This window comes from Streptococcus sp. E24BD (assembly GCF_041807825.1).
Lineage (GTDB): Bacteria > Bacillota > Bacilli > Lactobacillales > Streptococcaceae > Streptococcus > Streptococcus entericus.
In genome coordinates this window covers 1-15,082 of record NZ_JBGTZB010000023.1, presented here as the reverse complement: position 1 = coordinate 15,082, position 15,082 = coordinate 1, and the positions used below count along the sequence as shown (strand labels likewise).

Below are 15,082 nucleotides of genomic sequence, written 5' to 3'. Positions count from 1 at the left end.
TCCCCCTTCTTAGTAGTCTTCTAAAATGTCGCCAATTGGGTCACCTGAACCAGCGTTACCCCCTTTTTTAGAGAGGTTGAGGTAGATGAAGGCAAGGGCTGTACCAATGGCACCAAGAGCAATCAAGGTCAAGTCGCTGACAGCAGCCAGAGCAAAACCAAGAGCAAAGAATGGCCAAACTTCGCGGGTTGCCATCATGTTGATAACCATGGCAAGACCAACCGCGATAACCATGCTACCGCCGACAGCCATACCACCTTGCAACCAATCAGGCATAGCTTCCAGCATGGCACGTACAGCATCAGCAGGAACGGCAATCAAGAGCGCCGCAGGAATAGCGATACGCAGACCTTGAAGAGAGAGAGCAACCAAGTGGTAGCGCTCAAGTGCCGCAAAGTCACCGCGCTCAGCAGCTGCGTCGGCACCGTGCACCAAACCAACGGAGATCGTGCGGACAATCATGGTCAAGAAAAGACCAGCAACAGCTAGAGGGATAGCAACGGCTTGTGCGACTTGGATACCATTGTTTGAGAAGTCGCCACCTTTGATCAAGATGATAGCAGAAGCTACAGAAGCCAGAGCCGCGTCAGGAGCTACCGCAGCACCGATGTTAGCCCAACCAAGAGCCAAAAACTGGAGGGTACCACCGAGCATGATACCGGCAGTTAGGTTACCACTCACCAGACCAATCAAGGTACAAGCTACGATGGGTTGGTGGAATTGGAATTGGTCAAGGACACCTTCCATACCAGCTAGGAAGGCGACCACGACGATTAAAATAGCAGAAATAATTGAAATATCCATTATTTTATCCTTTCAGTAAGATACAAAGGGTGTTAAAAATCCACAGTGAAAATAGGCAACTAGGCGAAGAAACTCTAGTTTCTAGGAGAGTTGGTCTTTTTCACACAGGATTTAACCCGTGTTCAATTTCATAAGATATAAGGACGTTAAGAAAATGCGATAAAATCCGTAGGCAGATCCGCCGATGGTGTCGCCATCTAGGAGCTGACTAAATTTTGGAGCATTTTTAGTCCGAATTCAGTTTTGAGTTTAACAAAGAAGAGTTAGTTCACATTTGCTTTTTTAATCAAGTCAAACAGGTTGCCAGGTTTATCATTTGGCACCTTGCGAACGTCAAAGCTGACACCGAGGTCGCGTAGCTCTTCAAACGTTGCCACATCGGCCTTATTCATCGATAAGGCGTTTGTGACCATGGTTTTACCTGTTGAGTGCGCCATTGAACCAACGTTGAGGACTTGAATTGGCACACCACCCTTGATAGCTTCGAGAGCTTCTTGAGGTGTTTCAAACAAGATCAATGCCTTCGTATCACCAAAGCGAGGGTCTTTAGCCGCTTCAATGAGTTTTCTAATTGGCACAACGTTTGCCTTCACCCCGTTTGGTGCAGCTTGCTTGATAAGTTGCTTACGCAGTTCATCTTGGGCGACAGCATCTGAGGCAACGATGATACGGTTGGCTTTAGAGTCCGGTGTCCAAGCAGTTGCCACTTGACCGTGCAAAAGACGGGTGTCGATACGCGCCAAGTTGATTTTGAGCTTGCCGTCTCCGATGACTGTGCCCTCAGGAATAGCTCCTTGACGAACTGGTGCTGCAACTGGTGCTGCAGTTGTTGATGCAGGCTCGAGTGATTCAGGTAGAACCTTAATCCCTTCGCGTGCTTCTTTGAGAACATTAGCTGCCACCTGTTCAACACCAGCACTAGCGTCCATTAGACGTTCAGTGTAGGCTTGGATTAACATTGGCAGGTTGAGACCTGTGATGATAGCTACCTTGCGTTCAGGATTTTCACCTGCGACACGGCTGGCTTGGTTAAATGGCGAACCACTCCACAAGTCAGCGAGGACAAGGATTTCATCATCGGCGTCAAATTGAGCGATAGCTGCACTGATTTTTGCGTGCAAGTCATCTGGACCTTCGTTTGGCATAAAGGTCACGACTTGTACTTTTTCTTGTTCGCCAAAAATCATTGCACCTGACTGGTGAATGCCAGCAGCAAACTCACCATGGCTGGCAATAACAATACCGATACCCATTCTTGAATTTCCTCCTTTAAATTATTTTTCATTGACATGACTAAAATAGCCTCTTATTGTGTTAAAAGTCCTTTTTAACCATGTCAAAGAAAGTCAAGAACGTCATTATTGTAAAACGATTTCAATTTCTTGTCAATAGGTAGAAATTATAATAATTAATCAAGTTAACCTATAAGTTAGCGAGTAAACAAAAACGAAAAAATAAGCTAGATAGCCTGTTTTTAGGAGTTTTTGGGTAGTTCAGTTTGTTAAAATACGAACAAAAGTAATATAACAAGTGTTCCTGCTTGTTCGAAAAAATTTTTATTTTTTCAATTCCCTGAAAATGCTTACTTGTTTCTTTCAGTATTTTTCTGAAACTTACAAAAATAATTCACGGAGTTGCTGGGCGACCCCGTCTTCATCGCAAGTATATGAAATCTGTTGATCAGCATATTCAAGGAGCATGGGATTGGCATTTTTCATGGCATAGCCAACGTTTGCAAAAGCTAGCATCTCCGTGTCATTTTGCTCATCGCCAAAAGCAATCAAGTCCTCTCTGGATCGTACTAAACTGGTCAATAACCGCTCTAAAGCATAGGCTTTGTTGATTCCTTTGGGTGAAAACTCTAACAGATTTAACGGTCCGCCCCAAGAATCAACTTCAATCTCATGCCTGAAATAGGCTTTAATCTCTTTTGCCAGCTGGTATTTATCCTCGTGACGGGTTTGCACTAACAATGCAAGAGGATCTGCGAGTAGCTGATTTGGGTTAAGCAAGAGGTCATCGCTCAGCTCATTGAGCCCGAAAAGTTTTGGATCAATCTTATCCCTCTGATCTAAAGTGACGAGGAAATGGTCGCGGTATTCGCTAGCGACGAAGTCTAGTTCGAATCGATGGGTTTCCTGCAATAGCTCAAGGAGGTAAGAGCGATCGATGGTAATGGCATGTTCACCTGCCCAAGCTTTTTCAGGGATATGTAACATTGCTCCGTTAAAGTTAATCATCGGAGAGGTCAGCCCAAGCTGTTTATAGTAGGCTTTTGCCATACGATAAGGGCGCCCTGTAGCAATGACAACTGTATGCCCCTTGGCGATAACCTGTTGAATCGTCTTAACACTGTTTTCTGAAATGGTGTGGTCACGGCGAAGGAGTGTGCCGTCTAAATCAATAGCAATTACTTTTTTTGTCATAAGAAGTATTATAGCAAAAAACTGGGAAAAGTTCAGCTGCAAAGCTATCAAATCACCATTCAAAGGTTTCGGATTTTGAATAAGGTTAAAAAATTATTGTTTTTTAATAAAAAAGTGTTGCAAAAGAATTTTTTTGTGGTATACTAAAGATGTCGACAACATATTGATAAACAATAAAAAAGAGTTGAAAAGGGGTAAAAATAATGATTTAATCAGTTCTAAAAACGATTTATTGGCTTTGTAACTATTCTTAATATCTAACTAAAATACATCAAAAGGAGTTTCATCATGAAAAAAGAATTATCATACCTAAAATACCTTGTCCCTGTTCTTAACATTGCCCTTGGTCTCCAGCTTTTCGGCTTTGTGATTGGCTTAATCTTGTTGCTCATCATTAGTGTGGTCGGACTTGATCAAATTGTCTCTTGGGGAATGACGTTTGCTCAACAACATGGCGGTCAGGTACAAGGCAAATTGTCTAGCCTACCTAGCCTCTGGTTACTCTGGTTGAGTTTACTTGACGTTTTACCTCATATTGCCCTTACCTGGTTTATCCGTAAATTCTGTAAAAACCTCCTCGAAGACCGTATTTTCATCGCTGAAAATGCTACCTTGGCATGTCATGCGGCAATCGCTCTGCTATTTTCTTGGGTGCTTAGCATTTCAGTCGGTCCTGTAAGCAATTTAGAGATTGGTTTCGATGGATTTCCTATCATTGCGGCGATTTTAGTTTGGACTATTTCCAAAGTTTTGGAGCAAGCGAACGCCATCGCTGAAGAAAATGATTTTACCATTTAGGAGGTCAGTCGATGATTATAGTGAACCTCGATGTGGAATTAGCAAAGAAAAAAATGAAATCACAGGATTTGGCTGAAAAGATAGGCATCACCACCGCTAATTTGTCTATCTTGAAAACAGGAAAGGCGAAAGCCGTTCGTTTCTCTACTTTAGAAGCCATCTGCCGTGAGCTCAACTGCCAACCAGGCGATATTTTAGCCTATCAACCAGATCAAGACTAAACCTAAAACCAGCCAATGGGCTGGTTTTTTGGTATAATGAGACCAAAAACGTTGGAAAGGCAACCCATGACATTAACTAAAATCGAACAGGCCTACCAGCTGGTGCTGGACAATACCCATGATCTGCAAACGGCCTTATCAACCCATTTCTTTGATGCCTTGATTGAGCAAAATGCGTCCTATCTTGGGGAAGAAACAGCAAGCGAGCACCTAGCCAAGCGCCATCAAGTCCTACGTGACCTTAAACTGAGTGCTGAGGACTGGCGACGTGTTTATCAGTTCCTACTCATCAAGGGTAGTCAGACAGATAAGCTCCAGCCTAATCATCAATTCACCCCAGATTCACTGGGCTTTATCCTCTTGTTCTTGATTGAAGTCCTGACGGATAAACCTCAGCTGGATGTTCTGGAAATCGGTTCAGGTACGGGCAATCTGGCCTTAACGTTGCTCAGCCAAACCAGCAAGCAGCTAACTTATACAGGCATTGAGCTGGATGACTTGCTGATTGATTTATCGGCTAGCATGGCTGAGATTGCTGGTTTACCGTTGACTTTGGTACAAGGCGACGCTGTTCGTCCGCAGCATTTGCCAGAGAGCGATGTGATTTTGTCTGATTTGCCAGTTGGATATTACCCTGATGAAGAGATTGCTAGCCGCTATCAGGTGGCCTCAACAGGGCAAAAAACCTATGCGCATCATCTCCTCATGGAACAATCGCTCAAGTACTTAAAACCTGGAGGACTAGCGATTTTTCTAGCGCCAAATAACTTGTTAACAAGCCCGCAGGCAGATTTATTGAAACAATGGCTAAGCGACTATGCCAATATCCTTGGTGTGATTACCTTGCCTGATAACCTTTTTGCTGGTCAGCAACTGACCAAATCGATTTTTATCTTGCAAAAGCAAGCAGAAAAGAGCAAGGAGAGCTTCATCTATCCCTTAACTGATTTAAAAGACCCCGATGCCTTAAGAGCATTTATGAAAGCTCTTAGGACCTGGAAAAGTAGCTAATAATGATTGTGAATCGTTTATAGTCTATCATGTCTGGGAAACAACTGTTAAAAACGTCACAAACTCACAAAAAAATATAGTCCAAAGGCGTGCCATTTTGATAAGAATTTGCTATAATGTAAGGGATAACAAAAAAAATAGAGGTGTATGATGTCAAAAACAATTGCAATCAACGCAGGTAGTTCAAGCCTAAAGTGGCAACTTTACCGCATGCCAGAAGAAGAAGTCTTGGCAGCTGGTATTGTTGAGCGTATCGGTTTGAAAGATTCGATTTCAACTGTAAAGTTTGATGGGAAAAAGGAATCTCAAACCCTTGATATTGCTGACCATAACCAAGCTGTAAAGCTTTTGCTAGATGATTTGATTCGCTACGAGATTATCAGTAGCTATGATGAGATTACAGGCGTCGGTCACCGCGTTGTTGCTGGTGGTGAAGACTTTAAAGAATCAGTTCTCTTGGATGAGGAAGCTATCGCTCGTATTGAGAAGTTATCTAGCTTAGCGCCACTTCACAACCCAGCTAACGTGGCTGGTATCCGTGCCTTTAAGGAAATCTTACCAGACATCACTAGCGTCGCGGTCTTTGATACAGCGTTCCATACGACCATGCCAGAAGTTGCTTACCGCTACCCCGTACCAAATAAGTTCTATACAGATCATCAAGTACGTAAATACGGTGCTCATGGAACAAGCCACTACTACGTGTCTCGTCGGGCAGCTGAGTTGCTTGGAAAACCATTGGAAGAAACAAAATTGATTACCGCTCACATCGGTAATGGGATCTCAATCTCAGCGATTGATGGTGGTAAATCTGTCGACACATCCATGGGCTTCACACCGCTTGCTGGTCCGATGATGGGGACACGTTCAGGGGATATTGACCCAGCAATCATTCCTTATCTAATCGAGCAGGTGGAAGAGCTAAAAGATGCTGCAGATGTCGTCAACGTCCTCAACAAGCAATCCGGTCTCCTCGGTATTGCCGAAGTATCCAGTGATATGCGCGAGATTGAAGCAGGTGTTGCGGCAGGAGATGAAAAATGTACCCTAGCCTTCAATATGCTGGTTAATCGTTTGCAGAAGTTTATTGGTCAATACCTAGCGGTACTTAATGGTGCAGATGCTTTGGTCTTCACCGCAGGTATCGGTGAGAACTCCGCTCTGGTGCGTCAATCAATCGTCAATGGTTTGACATGGTTTGGTCTTGACATTGACCCTGAGAAGAATGTTTTTGGTAACTCAGGTGATATCTCAACACCAGCTGCCAAAGTGCGTGTCCTCGTGGTTCCAACAGATGAAGAGTTGGTTATCGCGCGAGATGTTGAAAAGTTGAAAAACTAATTGAGGGAGTGGTATGTGAACGGTACCCTGTCAAGTGGACAATGAAATAATAAAAGATTAAGCAACGGCCTTGTTCCTCATTTCAAGAGGGGCAAGGTCGTTGTACTTTTCTTGAAATCGTTCGTTATTGTAAAAATAGATATAGTCATCAATATCAGTAACCAATTCCTCAAAGGTCTTGTAACTATTCAAATTATAGCACTCGGTTTTAAAGTGACCAAAGAAACTCTCAATTGGCGCATTGTCAATGCATTTGCCAACTCGTGACATAGATCGTGTCATCTGATATTGTGTCGTTATCATCCGATATTTCCGTGAAGTGTATTGGGAGTCACGCTCACTAGGGATAAGTGGCGTGGCATCTGAATTAGCTTCCATAGCATTTCTTAGGCTCTTCATAACAAGAGGATTGTCATTATGCTTGCTGATAATAATCTCTAGTTTTTCCTCTACTGATTTTGGACTTCTTTTTGACATACGAAAACTCCCCTTTTAGTTTCTAGTGAATTTTTGTTTTTTCACTGTCCACTATAAGGGGAGTAGATCACTTTTTTATGTATTTTATTTTCAAAGTGAAGTGTGGGACTTTTTAACAGGTTTTGTATTCGTTTTCTAATTTCTTGCTTTTTTTATTTTATATGATAAAATGAGAAAAAAGGCACAAGTGCTTTGTCAATAAATTGAAAGGAGGTTAGTCGTACTTAAAGGCAAGGTGTTAGATACCAGCATCTTATGTCAAAGGAGAATAAAGATGTCTAAGAAATTTTCTGCTTTTTATCTATTTTTGATGGCGTTGAGCATATTTATACAACCTATCTCTATTGTTAAAGCTTTAGAGTTTTCGGGAACAGATTCTGTTAGACATTCGTCATTATTTACGGAGATTAAAGCGGCTAATCCAGATAAAGTGGAGCAATCCTATTTTGAAAATAACTATATCATCACAATGCTTGTAGGAGAAAACGGTATTGTATTAGCGACGGATATTTATAATTTAGAAACGCATGATATGATTTCTTCTACGTCGGTTAATAACCGTTCTATTATTGAAACGACAGATAATACGGGGCTTGTTAGCCGACAGGAGTTTGTAAAAGAGAGTGTTGGCAGAACAGGTTTTCGTCATGTATATGATGATTGGCAATATACAGGGCTCGCGGTACCAGCTGGAGCAGTTGCTAATTTAGCAAATGCGGGATTTACAGCTACGACAGCTTTTTTGGCAGGTTGGTTTGGAGTAGCGGTCTCAGTAATACATGAAATTTTGGCCTTTATGGGCATTGGTTGGAGTATTGGTGAGATGCTCGCTACTTCACTTGACACTGATGGAAATGGCTGGATAGCTCTCCACAAACGTGCTAGAAGAGCTTATCGAGGGGGTCCAAACGTTAGTTATGATCATAAAACAACCTAATCATTGGCGTATTTATGTGAAACGATTGGCATTCACTGCTATGGTGCTCGGAGCTGTTTTCCTTTTGTTGCCAAGTCGTTTTTTAGAAAACTTTCCAAAGTTGGTTCAGATGTTGGTCGTTCTACCTCTGTCGCTACCGTTTTTAGGTGTTCGTTGGACAAAAGAAGAGGAGAGGATTTTCGGTTTATTCCCTTGTTTGGGGCTTTCATTTGTCATAAAAACTCTCCTAGATAGTTTGGCAATCCCTTTACCATTGCTTGCTAGGAACCAGCTTTTGACTTATTTTCTCTTCTCGGTAATGTTGTTTATGTTTTGCAATTATCGAAAACACTAAATCAGACGCTCGTTCATCGGGCGTTTTTTAAGTTGTTCAAAGGATAATCTCATCATCTAGCTATGCTTTAATACTAGGGATTGACTAAATAAATGAGGAGAAACGATGTCACAACCAATTTGCGTGCGTTACCCACCAAGTCCAACAGGCATACTCCATATCGGAAACGCTCGTACAGCTCTTTTTAACTACATTTATGCTCGTCATCATGGTGGTACTTTTATCATTCGTATTGAGGACACAGACCGTGAACTCCATGTCGAAGACAATGAACGGTCTCAAGGGCTTTATCCAGTTTGGGACGATGGTTGTAAGCTCCTGAGTCTTTCTCGGCAAAGATAAGGTCGCAAAAGCTGAGGGCCTCCCTTTGAACCGCTAGTCCTAGCGCTTGATGCTGGTCAGCAGAGCTGACGCGGGCGTAGCCGATCGTGATGCTGGGCTGATGGTGATATTTTTTCAAGTAATACATACAGTCTCCTTTACCAACCATTGCAGCAGGGACAGTATTGTATCAAAATTCTTATGATAAAAACCGTCGCCACCTTTCACAGCAACTTAGTTGCGTACTAAAAAAGCCGACCCTCCTGTTAGTGAATACAGAGATGATCAGCTTGGTTAATAATTGCCTAGCAGTAGGTTGCTCTACGATTAATGCAGGCGAATGACTTCGATTTTGTAGCCATCAGGATCTTTGACAAAGTAGTAGTGGGGTTCTTGACCAGGGAGACCCTTGAGGTCGGTCACCTCATAACCCGCAACGATATGGCTAGCGTGGTTGGCTTCCAAATCCTCCACACCTACAGCCAAGTGACCATAGCCGTCGCCCAAGTCATAGCCTGGGTGGTCATAGTTATAGGTCAACTCTAGTTCAAAATCTTCCCCTTCGGTTTTCATAAACACAAGGGTGAACTTGTGGTCAGGAAAGTCCTTGCGGCGAACTTCCTTAAAGGGAAAGGCTGAGCTGTAAAAGTTAATTGAGGCATCCAAATCCTTGACACGGATACAGGTATGTAATAGCTTCATCGCTGTTCTCCTATCTATATGATACTTCTATGATAACGAAAAAACGTTTTTATTTCAAGAAAGAGAACTTCTCATGGTGATTTAGAAGGGCTGACGGTGACGCATTTCAGTCGGACTTAGCAGCTGTTCACAGGACGATAAAGCTAGATTTTCCTCATGCGTTTGCGCATGTCCTGTGCTATAATAAAAGAAAGAGAACCATAGAAAGAGGTGACCCATGTCCTTTGACGGCTTTTTTTTGCACCATTTGACGAAAGAGTTGCAAGAAGATCTGCTAGGTGGTCGTATCCAGAAGGTCAACCAGCCCTTCGAGCGCGAATTAGTACTGGGCATTCGCAACCATCGCACCAACTATAAACTGCTCCTGTCTGCCCACCCAGTTTTTGGTCGGATTCAGCTGACAAGAGCTGACTTTGACAACCCAAAGGTACCAAATACCTTTACCATGCTGATGAGAAAGTACCTGCAGGGGGCGGTGATTGAGGCGATTGACCAGCTGGATAATGACCGCATTCTGGAAATCAGCGTCTCTAACAAAACTGAGATTGGCGACCAGCTCAAGGTAACCCTGGTCATCGAAATCATGGGCAAGCATTCCAACATTCTCTTGGTTGATAAGAGCCAAGGTAAAATCATCGAGTCCATCAAGCATGTCGGTTTCTCGCAGAACTCTTATCGGACGATTCTGCCTGGAAGTCACTACCTCAGACCACCTGAAACAGGTAAGGGCAACCCCTTTACCATTGGGGATGAAAAGCTCTTTGACCTCTTGCAAACGCAGGAGCTGACAGGCAAAAACCTGCAGACCCTCTTTCAGGGGTTGGGGCGGGATACTGCGGAAAAGTTGTCTGAGGAGCTGATGACCAGCAGCCAGAAGCTCAAAACCTTCCGTCAATTTTTTGCCCAACCGTCTCAACCCAGCTTAACGGCAAAAGGTTTTGCTGCTCTGCTATGGGGCGATAGCCCAAAACCCTATGACAACCTGTCGGAGCTTTTGGATGTCTTTTTTATGGACAAGGCAGAGCGGGATCGTGTGGCTCAGCAGGCCAGTGATTTGGTGCAGAAAGTTGATAATGAACTGGCCAAGAACCGTAAGAAATTGGGCAAACAGGAGGACGAGCTACTGGCGACCGAGAATGCGGAGGACTTCCGTCAAAAAGGGGAGCTCTTGACCACTTTTTTGCATCAGGTGCCAAACGACAAAGATAGCGTGGTGCTGGATAATTATTACACGGGTGAGCCGATGACGATTGCCCTTGATAAGGCCTTGACGCCCAATCAGAATGCCCAGCGCTACTTCAAGAAATACCAGAAACTAAAGGAGGCGGTCAAGCACTTGACAGGTTTGATTGCTGAAACCAAGGCGACAATCGCTTACCTGGAGACGGTGGAACTGGCGCTCAGTCAAGCCAGTCGTGAGGACATCAGTGACATTCGTGACGAACTGGTACAGACAGGTTTTATCCGTCGTCGCAGTCAGGATAAGCTTCACAAACGGAAAAAACCTGAGAGCTATCTGGCGTCAGATGGTCAAACCATCATCATGGTTGGACGTAACAACCTGCAAAACGAAGAGCTGACCTTCAAGCTGGCCAAGAAAAACGAGCTCTGGTTTCACGCCAAGGATATTCCAGGGAGCCACGTGGTTATCAGGGATAATCTTGATCCATCAGATGAAGTCAAGACCGATGCCGCCGAGCTTGCGGCCTATTATTCGAAGGCACGCTTGTCAAACTTGGTTCAAGTCGATATGATTGAGGTCAGAAAGCTCCACAAGCCGACTGCCGCTAAGCCAGGTTTTGTTACCTATACAGGACAAAAGACTTTACGCGTGACCCCTGATGAGGGCAAAATTAAACAGATGAAACAAACCAACTAGGAACGTCCTTAGTTGGTTTTTCAGGCAATCTGCCAGCTTATTTAGCCTTTTTCTGCCCTTTTATGGTAAAATAAGCAGGTAGCAAATTAATATCTAAGAAAGACGATTAGTATGAAAGACATTCGGTCATTTAACAACAAAAAAGTGTTGGTTCTCGGTTTAGCAAAATCTGGTGAAGCCGCGGCACGTCTGCTGGACCGCCTAGGGGCTATCGTTACGGTCAATGATGGCAAGCCGTTTGAGGACAACCCAGCTGCCCAAAACTTGCTAGAAGCAGGCATCAAGGTTATCTGTGGCAGTCACCCACTGGACTTACTCGATGAAAATTTTGAGCTCATCGTCAAAAACCCAGGGATTCCGTATACAAACGACATGATACAAAAGGCTCAGGAGAAAAGGATTCCGATTTATACGGAGATTGAGCTGGCTTACTTGAACTCAGAAGCACCAATCATTGCGATTACAGGATCCAATGGTAAAACAACAACCACGACGATGATTGCAGATGTTTTTGAACAGGCAGGTCGTTCAGGGCTCTTATCTGGCAATATCGGTTTCCCAGCTAGTGAAGTTGCCGCTCATGCGACAGCAACAGATACACTTATCATGGAGCTTTCTTCCTTTCAGCTGATGGGAATAGAGCAGTTTCACCCTAAAATTGCAGTGATCACCAACTTTTTTGAGGGCCACCTTGATTATCATGGGACCTTCGAAGACTATGTGTCAGCCAAGTGGCGCATTCAAGACAATATGACACCGGTAGATTATCTGGTGATCAATCATGATCAGGCGATGGCAAGAGAACTAGCTCAGCAGACAAGCGCGACAGTTGTTCCCATCTCGACGACTGGACTTGTTGATGGGGCTTATCTTTTAGATGGTCAGCTCTACTTCCGAGAAGAGGCCATCATGCCGGCTCATCTTATCGGCGTTCCTGGTAGCCACAACGTTGAAAATGCACTAGCAACGATTGCTGTTGCTAAACTCTCAGGGATTGAGAATCAAGCCATTATCGCTGCTCTGAGTCAATTTGGTGGCGTTAAGCACCGATTGCAAAAGGTAGCAACGATTGCTGGCGTGACCTTTTATAATGATAGCAAGTCAACCAACACTTTAGCCACTCAGAAAGCCCTGTCTGGCTTTGATAATCACCAGTTGTTGTTGATTGCTGGTGGGCTTGATCGTGGCAACGATTTTGATGATCTTCTGCCTCATGTAGAAGGTCTAAAAGGCATGATTGTGTTAGGCGAAACAGCACCTAAGCTGATTGCCCTCTGTGAGAAAGCTGGGATTAACTATCAAGAGGCCAAAGATGTCAAGGAAGCTGTTCACCTTGCGTTTGCCAAGGCTCAAGCAGGAGATGTGATTTTACTTAGCCCAGCCAATGCCAGTTGGGATATGTACAAAAACTTTGAAGTCAGAGGCGATGAGTTTCTTGCTGCCGTTGACCAACTACAAGGAGATTATCATGGCTAAGTCAATTGTTTTAACAGGTGGTGGCACGGTTGGTCATGTGACCCTCAACCTGATTTTAATCCCGAAACTTCTTCACGATGGTTGGGAGGTTCACTACATTGGGGATAAAAAAGGTGTTGAGTACCAGCAAATCCAGCAATCAGGGTATGCAGTGACTTTTCATGGCATCATGACGGGCAAGTTGCGTCGTTATTTTAGCCTGCAAAATGTTCTGGACCTTTTCAAGGTTGCCTTTGGGATTCTACAATCCTTAGTGATTATCACTGGTCTTCGCCCCAAAGCTCTCTTTTCAAAGGGGGGATTTGTGTCTGTTCCGCCTGTGATTGCTTGCCGAGTGCTGGGGGTTCCTGTTTTTATCCACGAGTCAGACTTGACCATGGGGTTAGCTAACAGGATTGCCAGCAAATTTGCGACCAAGATGTATACGACTTTTGCACCAACACTAAAGAGTGCCAAGGTTCAGCAAGTCGGTGCAGTGACCAAGGTTGATCAATCAACGACTGGTTCTGCTACTGACTTGGGACCAATTCTTGAGCAATTTGACCCCAATCTCAAAACACTGCTTTTTGTCGGAGGGTCTGCTGGAGCCAAGGTCTTTAACGATTTTATCACAGCTCACCCAGAGCTCTGTCAGCACTATAATATCATCAACATCACAGGCGATGAAAAACTGAACCAGCTCTCACGCAACTGTTATCGGTTAGCTTATGCCACCGACCTCTACCAGCCGTTATTAGAGCAGGCTGATGTGGTCATCACGCGCGGGGGGGCTAACACTTTGTTTGAATTATTGGTAATGGCAAAGCTACATGTGATTGTACCGCTTGGGAAACAAGCCAGCCGTGGGGATCAGTTGGAGAATGCAGCCTATTTTGTCAAGAAAGGCTATGCCGAGCAGCTTTTGGAAGAGGAACTGACCGTTGAGCGTCTGCTTGACAAGGTCAACCAACTCTTAAGATATGCAGACAGTTACCGCTCTGCCATGTCCCGAAGCACTGACATCAGCTCTGTTGACAGCTTTTATCAGTTGCTCTTGTCAGAGATAGGAGGGTTATGTGGCGACATTTAAGAAACGAGAATCGACAAAAAAGAAACCTCAGCCAGAGTTGACCGAGTGGCAGAAACGTAACTTAGAATTTCAACAGCGAAAAAAGGAGCGTCAGGCGGAAAAAGAGCGTTTGGAAGCTGAAGCGTTACAAAAAAATGAATCAGCGAGTTCCTCACTTGACGGTGAAGCTACTGAGACAGACAAAACTGTTGACAGCTCTGATTCGTCGAACGCTTTAGAGACACCCGTATCACCTGACTCGATAGCGGTTGAACCACCTAAGGTTAAGCGAGTGAGAAAAAAAGGGCTATCACAGAAATGGCCAAAAGCCTTGCCGATTATCTTTACTGCTCTGATTGTTTTGTTATTGGCTCTCTTTACCATCAGCCCTTTTAGCAAACAGAAAATAGTCACTGTGTCAGGATTTCAACATGCCGTTGAGCAAGAAATCATCAAGGCAACAGGAATCGCATCGGATGACTACATCACGCATACGTTTTTCAACTTAAAAAGCTATGAGAAAGCTCTTGTAAAAAAGAATCCTTGGGTAAAAAAAGCCAATCTGACCTATCAATTTCCTAACAAATTTGCTATCGCTGTGGAAGAAAACGCCATCGTTGCTTACAATGAAACCGCGGATGGTTTTCGACCAATTTTAGAAAATGGTGAGCAAGTCGCTCCACTAGGTGATGGTCAACTTCCCGAGGGTAGCCTACCTTTAAAGTTTGACAAACAAGAAGACACCGCTAGTTTTATCAAACAGTTTATCAGTCTTGATCCGAGCATTCGCCAGTCTGTCAAGCAAGTTATCTTTGCTAATTCAGCGTCAACGCCTGACTTGCTTTTGCTCACGATGGCAGAAGGGCACACGGTTCGTATTCCCCTATCGGAAATCAGCCTAAAGCTCCCTTACTACAAAACCATTAAAGACAAGCTGACCTATCCACAAATTATCGATATGGAGGTTGGCATTTACACGACAACGCCTGAACTGGAAGCTTCAGCTGCTGAAACCAAAGCCAGTAAAGAACAAGAGTCCAGAGAACTTGCAGATCTTAACAACAACAGCAGCTCAAGTGACACTAAGCCATCAACGCTTACAGAAACCAGCAGCACCTCATCATCAAACAGTAACTAAAAAGCTTTTACTCCGTTTGCTGATGTGTTGGGAAAGAAATAGGGTGAAAAGTCACCCCTTTTCTGTACAATTTTTATAAAGTGTTTTTGTTAAGCGATAACTCGCTTAACCATAGGTGTTTGGTAATCGAGACTACCGTGAATGCGATGATGGTTCCACCAGTGGACAT

General features: G+C 43.9%; 14 protein-coding genes and 2 pseudogenes. 10 read left to right on the top strand and 6 right to left on the bottom strand.

Annotated features, from left to right (window positions below):
* Positions 1-9: 9 nt before the first annotated feature.
* From ACERC5_RS06800 to ACERC5_RS06790, 3 genes are all read right to left on the bottom strand, one after another.
* A complete protein-coding gene (locus ACERC5_RS06800) occupies positions 10-807 on the bottom strand; it encodes a PTS mannose/fructose/sorbose transporter subunit IIC (RefSeq protein WP_373658181.1) in 798 nt (265 codons plus the stop codon).
* 260 nt (positions 808-1,067) lie between these two features.
* Positions 1,068-2,057 carry a PTS sugar transporter subunit IIB gene (locus ACERC5_RS06795; RefSeq protein WP_373658160.1) on the bottom strand — a complete coding sequence of 330 codons (990 nt, stop codon included), beginning with the start codon at positions 2,055-2,057 and terminating at the stop codon, positions 1,068-1,070.
* Between the two features lie 360 nt (positions 2,058-2,417).
* The gene (locus ACERC5_RS06790) at positions 2,418-3,230 is read right to left on the bottom strand and encodes a Cof-type HAD-IIB family hydrolase (protein WP_373658159.1); all 813 of its coding nucleotides are present in this window, start codon (positions 3,228-3,230) and stop codon (positions 2,418-2,420) included.
* Positions 3,231-3,518: 288 nt separating this feature from the next.
* Here ACERC5_RS06790 and ACERC5_RS06785 point away from each other — a divergent pair, with 288 nt between their 5' ends.
* From ACERC5_RS06785 to ACERC5_RS06770, 4 genes are all read left to right on the top strand, one after another.
* Positions 3,519-4,028, top strand: coding sequence for a DUF2975 domain-containing protein (locus tag ACERC5_RS06785; protein ID WP_373658158.1), 510 nt, complete (start codon positions 3,519-3,521; stop codon positions 4,026-4,028).
* An 11-nt stretch (positions 4,029-4,039) separates the two neighbouring features.
* Positions 4,040-4,249, top strand: coding sequence for a helix-turn-helix transcriptional regulator (locus ACERC5_RS06780; RefSeq protein ID WP_018368826.1), 210 nt, complete (start codon positions 4,040-4,042; stop codon positions 4,247-4,249).
* A 66-nt stretch (positions 4,250-4,315) separates the two neighbouring features.
* Positions 4,316-5,260: a class I SAM-dependent methyltransferase gene (locus tag ACERC5_RS06775; protein ID WP_373658090.1), complete on the top strand. Its 945-nt coding sequence runs from the start codon at positions 4,316-4,318 to the stop codon at positions 5,258-5,260.
* Between the two features lie 150 nt (positions 5,261-5,410).
* Entirely contained in the window at positions 5,411-6,601 is a 1,191-nt protein-coding gene (locus ACERC5_RS06770; protein ID WP_373658089.1) for an acetate kinase, read from the top strand.
* A gap of 57 nt (positions 6,602-6,658) precedes the next feature.
* On the opposite strand, the pseudogene ACERC5_RS06765 reads toward ACERC5_RS06770, so the two are convergent.
* Positions 6,659-7,021: pseudogene (locus ACERC5_RS06765) on the bottom strand (transposase); the annotation flags it as partial.
* Positions 7,022-7,352: 331 nt separating this feature from the next.
* On the opposite strand from ACERC5_RS06765, the gene ACERC5_RS06760 reads away from it, so the two are divergent.
* Positions 7,353-8,015, top strand: coding sequence for a hypothetical protein (locus tag ACERC5_RS06760; RefSeq protein WP_373660477.1), 663 nt, complete (start codon positions 7,353-7,355; stop codon positions 8,013-8,015).
* A gap of 439 nt (positions 8,016-8,454) precedes the next feature.
* Positions 8,455-8,631: pseudogene (locus ACERC5_RS06755) on the top strand (glutamate--tRNA ligase family protein); the annotation flags it as partial.
* On the opposite strand, the gene ACERC5_RS06750 reads toward ACERC5_RS06755, so the two are convergent.
* Together ACERC5_RS06750 and ACERC5_RS06745 are read right to left on the bottom strand one after the other, a co-directional pair.
* Complete coding sequence (locus tag ACERC5_RS06750; RefSeq protein WP_373658087.1) at positions 8,573-8,818, bottom strand: recombinase family protein; 246 nt, start codon at positions 8,816-8,818, stop codon at positions 8,573-8,575. The pseudogene ACERC5_RS06755 and the gene ACERC5_RS06750 sit on opposite strands and share 59 nt — an antisense overlap.
* A gap of 179 nt (positions 8,819-8,997) precedes the next feature.
* Positions 8,998-9,372 (bottom strand): VOC family protein, encoded by a 375-nt coding sequence (locus ACERC5_RS06745; RefSeq protein ID WP_373658086.1) that lies wholly within the window; start codon positions 9,370-9,372, stop codon positions 8,998-9,000.
* Between the two features lie 217 nt (positions 9,373-9,589).
* Between ACERC5_RS06745 and ACERC5_RS06740 the strand changes: the two genes are divergently transcribed.
* The 4 genes from ACERC5_RS06740 to ACERC5_RS06725 all read left to right on the top strand — a co-directional run bounded on the left by ACERC5_RS06740 (position 9,590) and on the right by ACERC5_RS06725 (position 14,913).
* Entirely contained in the window at positions 9,590-11,251 is a 1,662-nt protein-coding gene (locus tag ACERC5_RS06740; RefSeq protein ID WP_373658085.1) for an NFACT family protein, read from the top strand.
* A gap of 111 nt (positions 11,252-11,362) precedes the next feature.
* Entirely contained in the window at positions 11,363-12,727 is a 1,365-nt protein-coding gene (murD, locus tag ACERC5_RS06735; protein WP_373660476.1) for a UDP-N-acetylmuramoyl-L-alanine--D-glutamate ligase, read from the top strand.
* On the top strand, positions 12,720-13,796 hold the full coding sequence (locus tag ACERC5_RS06730; RefSeq protein ID WP_373658083.1) for a UDP-N-acetylglucosamine--N-acetylmuramyl-(pentapeptide) pyrophosphoryl-undecaprenol N-acetylglucosamine transferase: 1,077 nt from the start codon (positions 12,720-12,722) through the stop codon (positions 13,794-13,796). Before murD ends, ACERC5_RS06730 begins: the two co-directional genes overlap by 8 nt.
* On the top strand, positions 13,783-14,913 hold the full coding sequence (locus tag ACERC5_RS06725; protein ID WP_373658082.1) for a cell division protein FtsQ/DivIB: 1,131 nt from the start codon (positions 13,783-13,785) through the stop codon (positions 14,911-14,913). The genes ACERC5_RS06730 and ACERC5_RS06725 overlap by 14 nt, the downstream gene beginning before the upstream one ends.
* Positions 14,914-15,082 lie beyond the last annotated feature (169 nt).

Coding starts and splice junctions, on each gene's coding strand:
- ACERC5_RS06770 (WP_373658089.1), top strand. CDS start 5,411: ATGTCAAAAACAATTGCAATCAACGCAGGTAGTTCAAGCCTAAAGTGG.
- ACERC5_RS06785 (WP_373658158.1), top strand. CDS start 3,519: ATGAAAAAAGAATTATCATACCTAAAATACCTTGTCCCTGTTCTTAAC.
- murD (WP_373660476.1), top strand. CDS start 11,363: ATGAAAGACATTCGGTCATTTAACAACAAAAAAGTGTTGGTTCTCGGT.
- ACERC5_RS06775 (WP_373658090.1), top strand. CDS start 4,316: ATGACATTAACTAAAATCGAACAGGCCTACCAGCTGGTGCTGGACAAT.
- ACERC5_RS06750 (WP_373658087.1), bottom strand. CDS start 8,818: ATGTATTACTTGAAAAAATATCACCATCAGCCCAGCATCACGATCGGC.
- ACERC5_RS06780 (WP_018368826.1), top strand. CDS start 4,040: ATGATTATAGTGAACCTCGATGTGGAATTAGCAAAGAAAAAAATGAAA.
- ACERC5_RS06760 (WP_373660477.1), top strand. CDS start 7,353: ATGTCTAAGAAATTTTCTGCTTTTTATCTATTTTTGATGGCGTTGAGC.
- ACERC5_RS06730 (WP_373658083.1), top strand. CDS start 12,720: ATGGCTAAGTCAATTGTTTTAACAGGTGGTGGCACGGTTGGTCATGTG.
- ACERC5_RS06740 (WP_373658085.1), top strand. CDS start 9,590: ATGTCCTTTGACGGCTTTTTTTTGCACCATTTGACGAAAGAGTTGCAA.
- ACERC5_RS06795 (WP_373658160.1), bottom strand. CDS start 2,057: ATGGGTATCGGTATTGTTATTGCCAGCCATGGTGAGTTTGCTGCTGGC.
- ACERC5_RS06745 (WP_373658086.1), bottom strand. CDS start 9,372: ATGAAGCTATTACATACCTGTATCCGTGTCAAGGATTTGGATGCCTCA.
- ACERC5_RS06790 (WP_373658159.1), bottom strand. CDS start 3,230: ATGACAAAAAAAGTAATTGCTATTGATTTAGACGGCACACTCCTTCGC.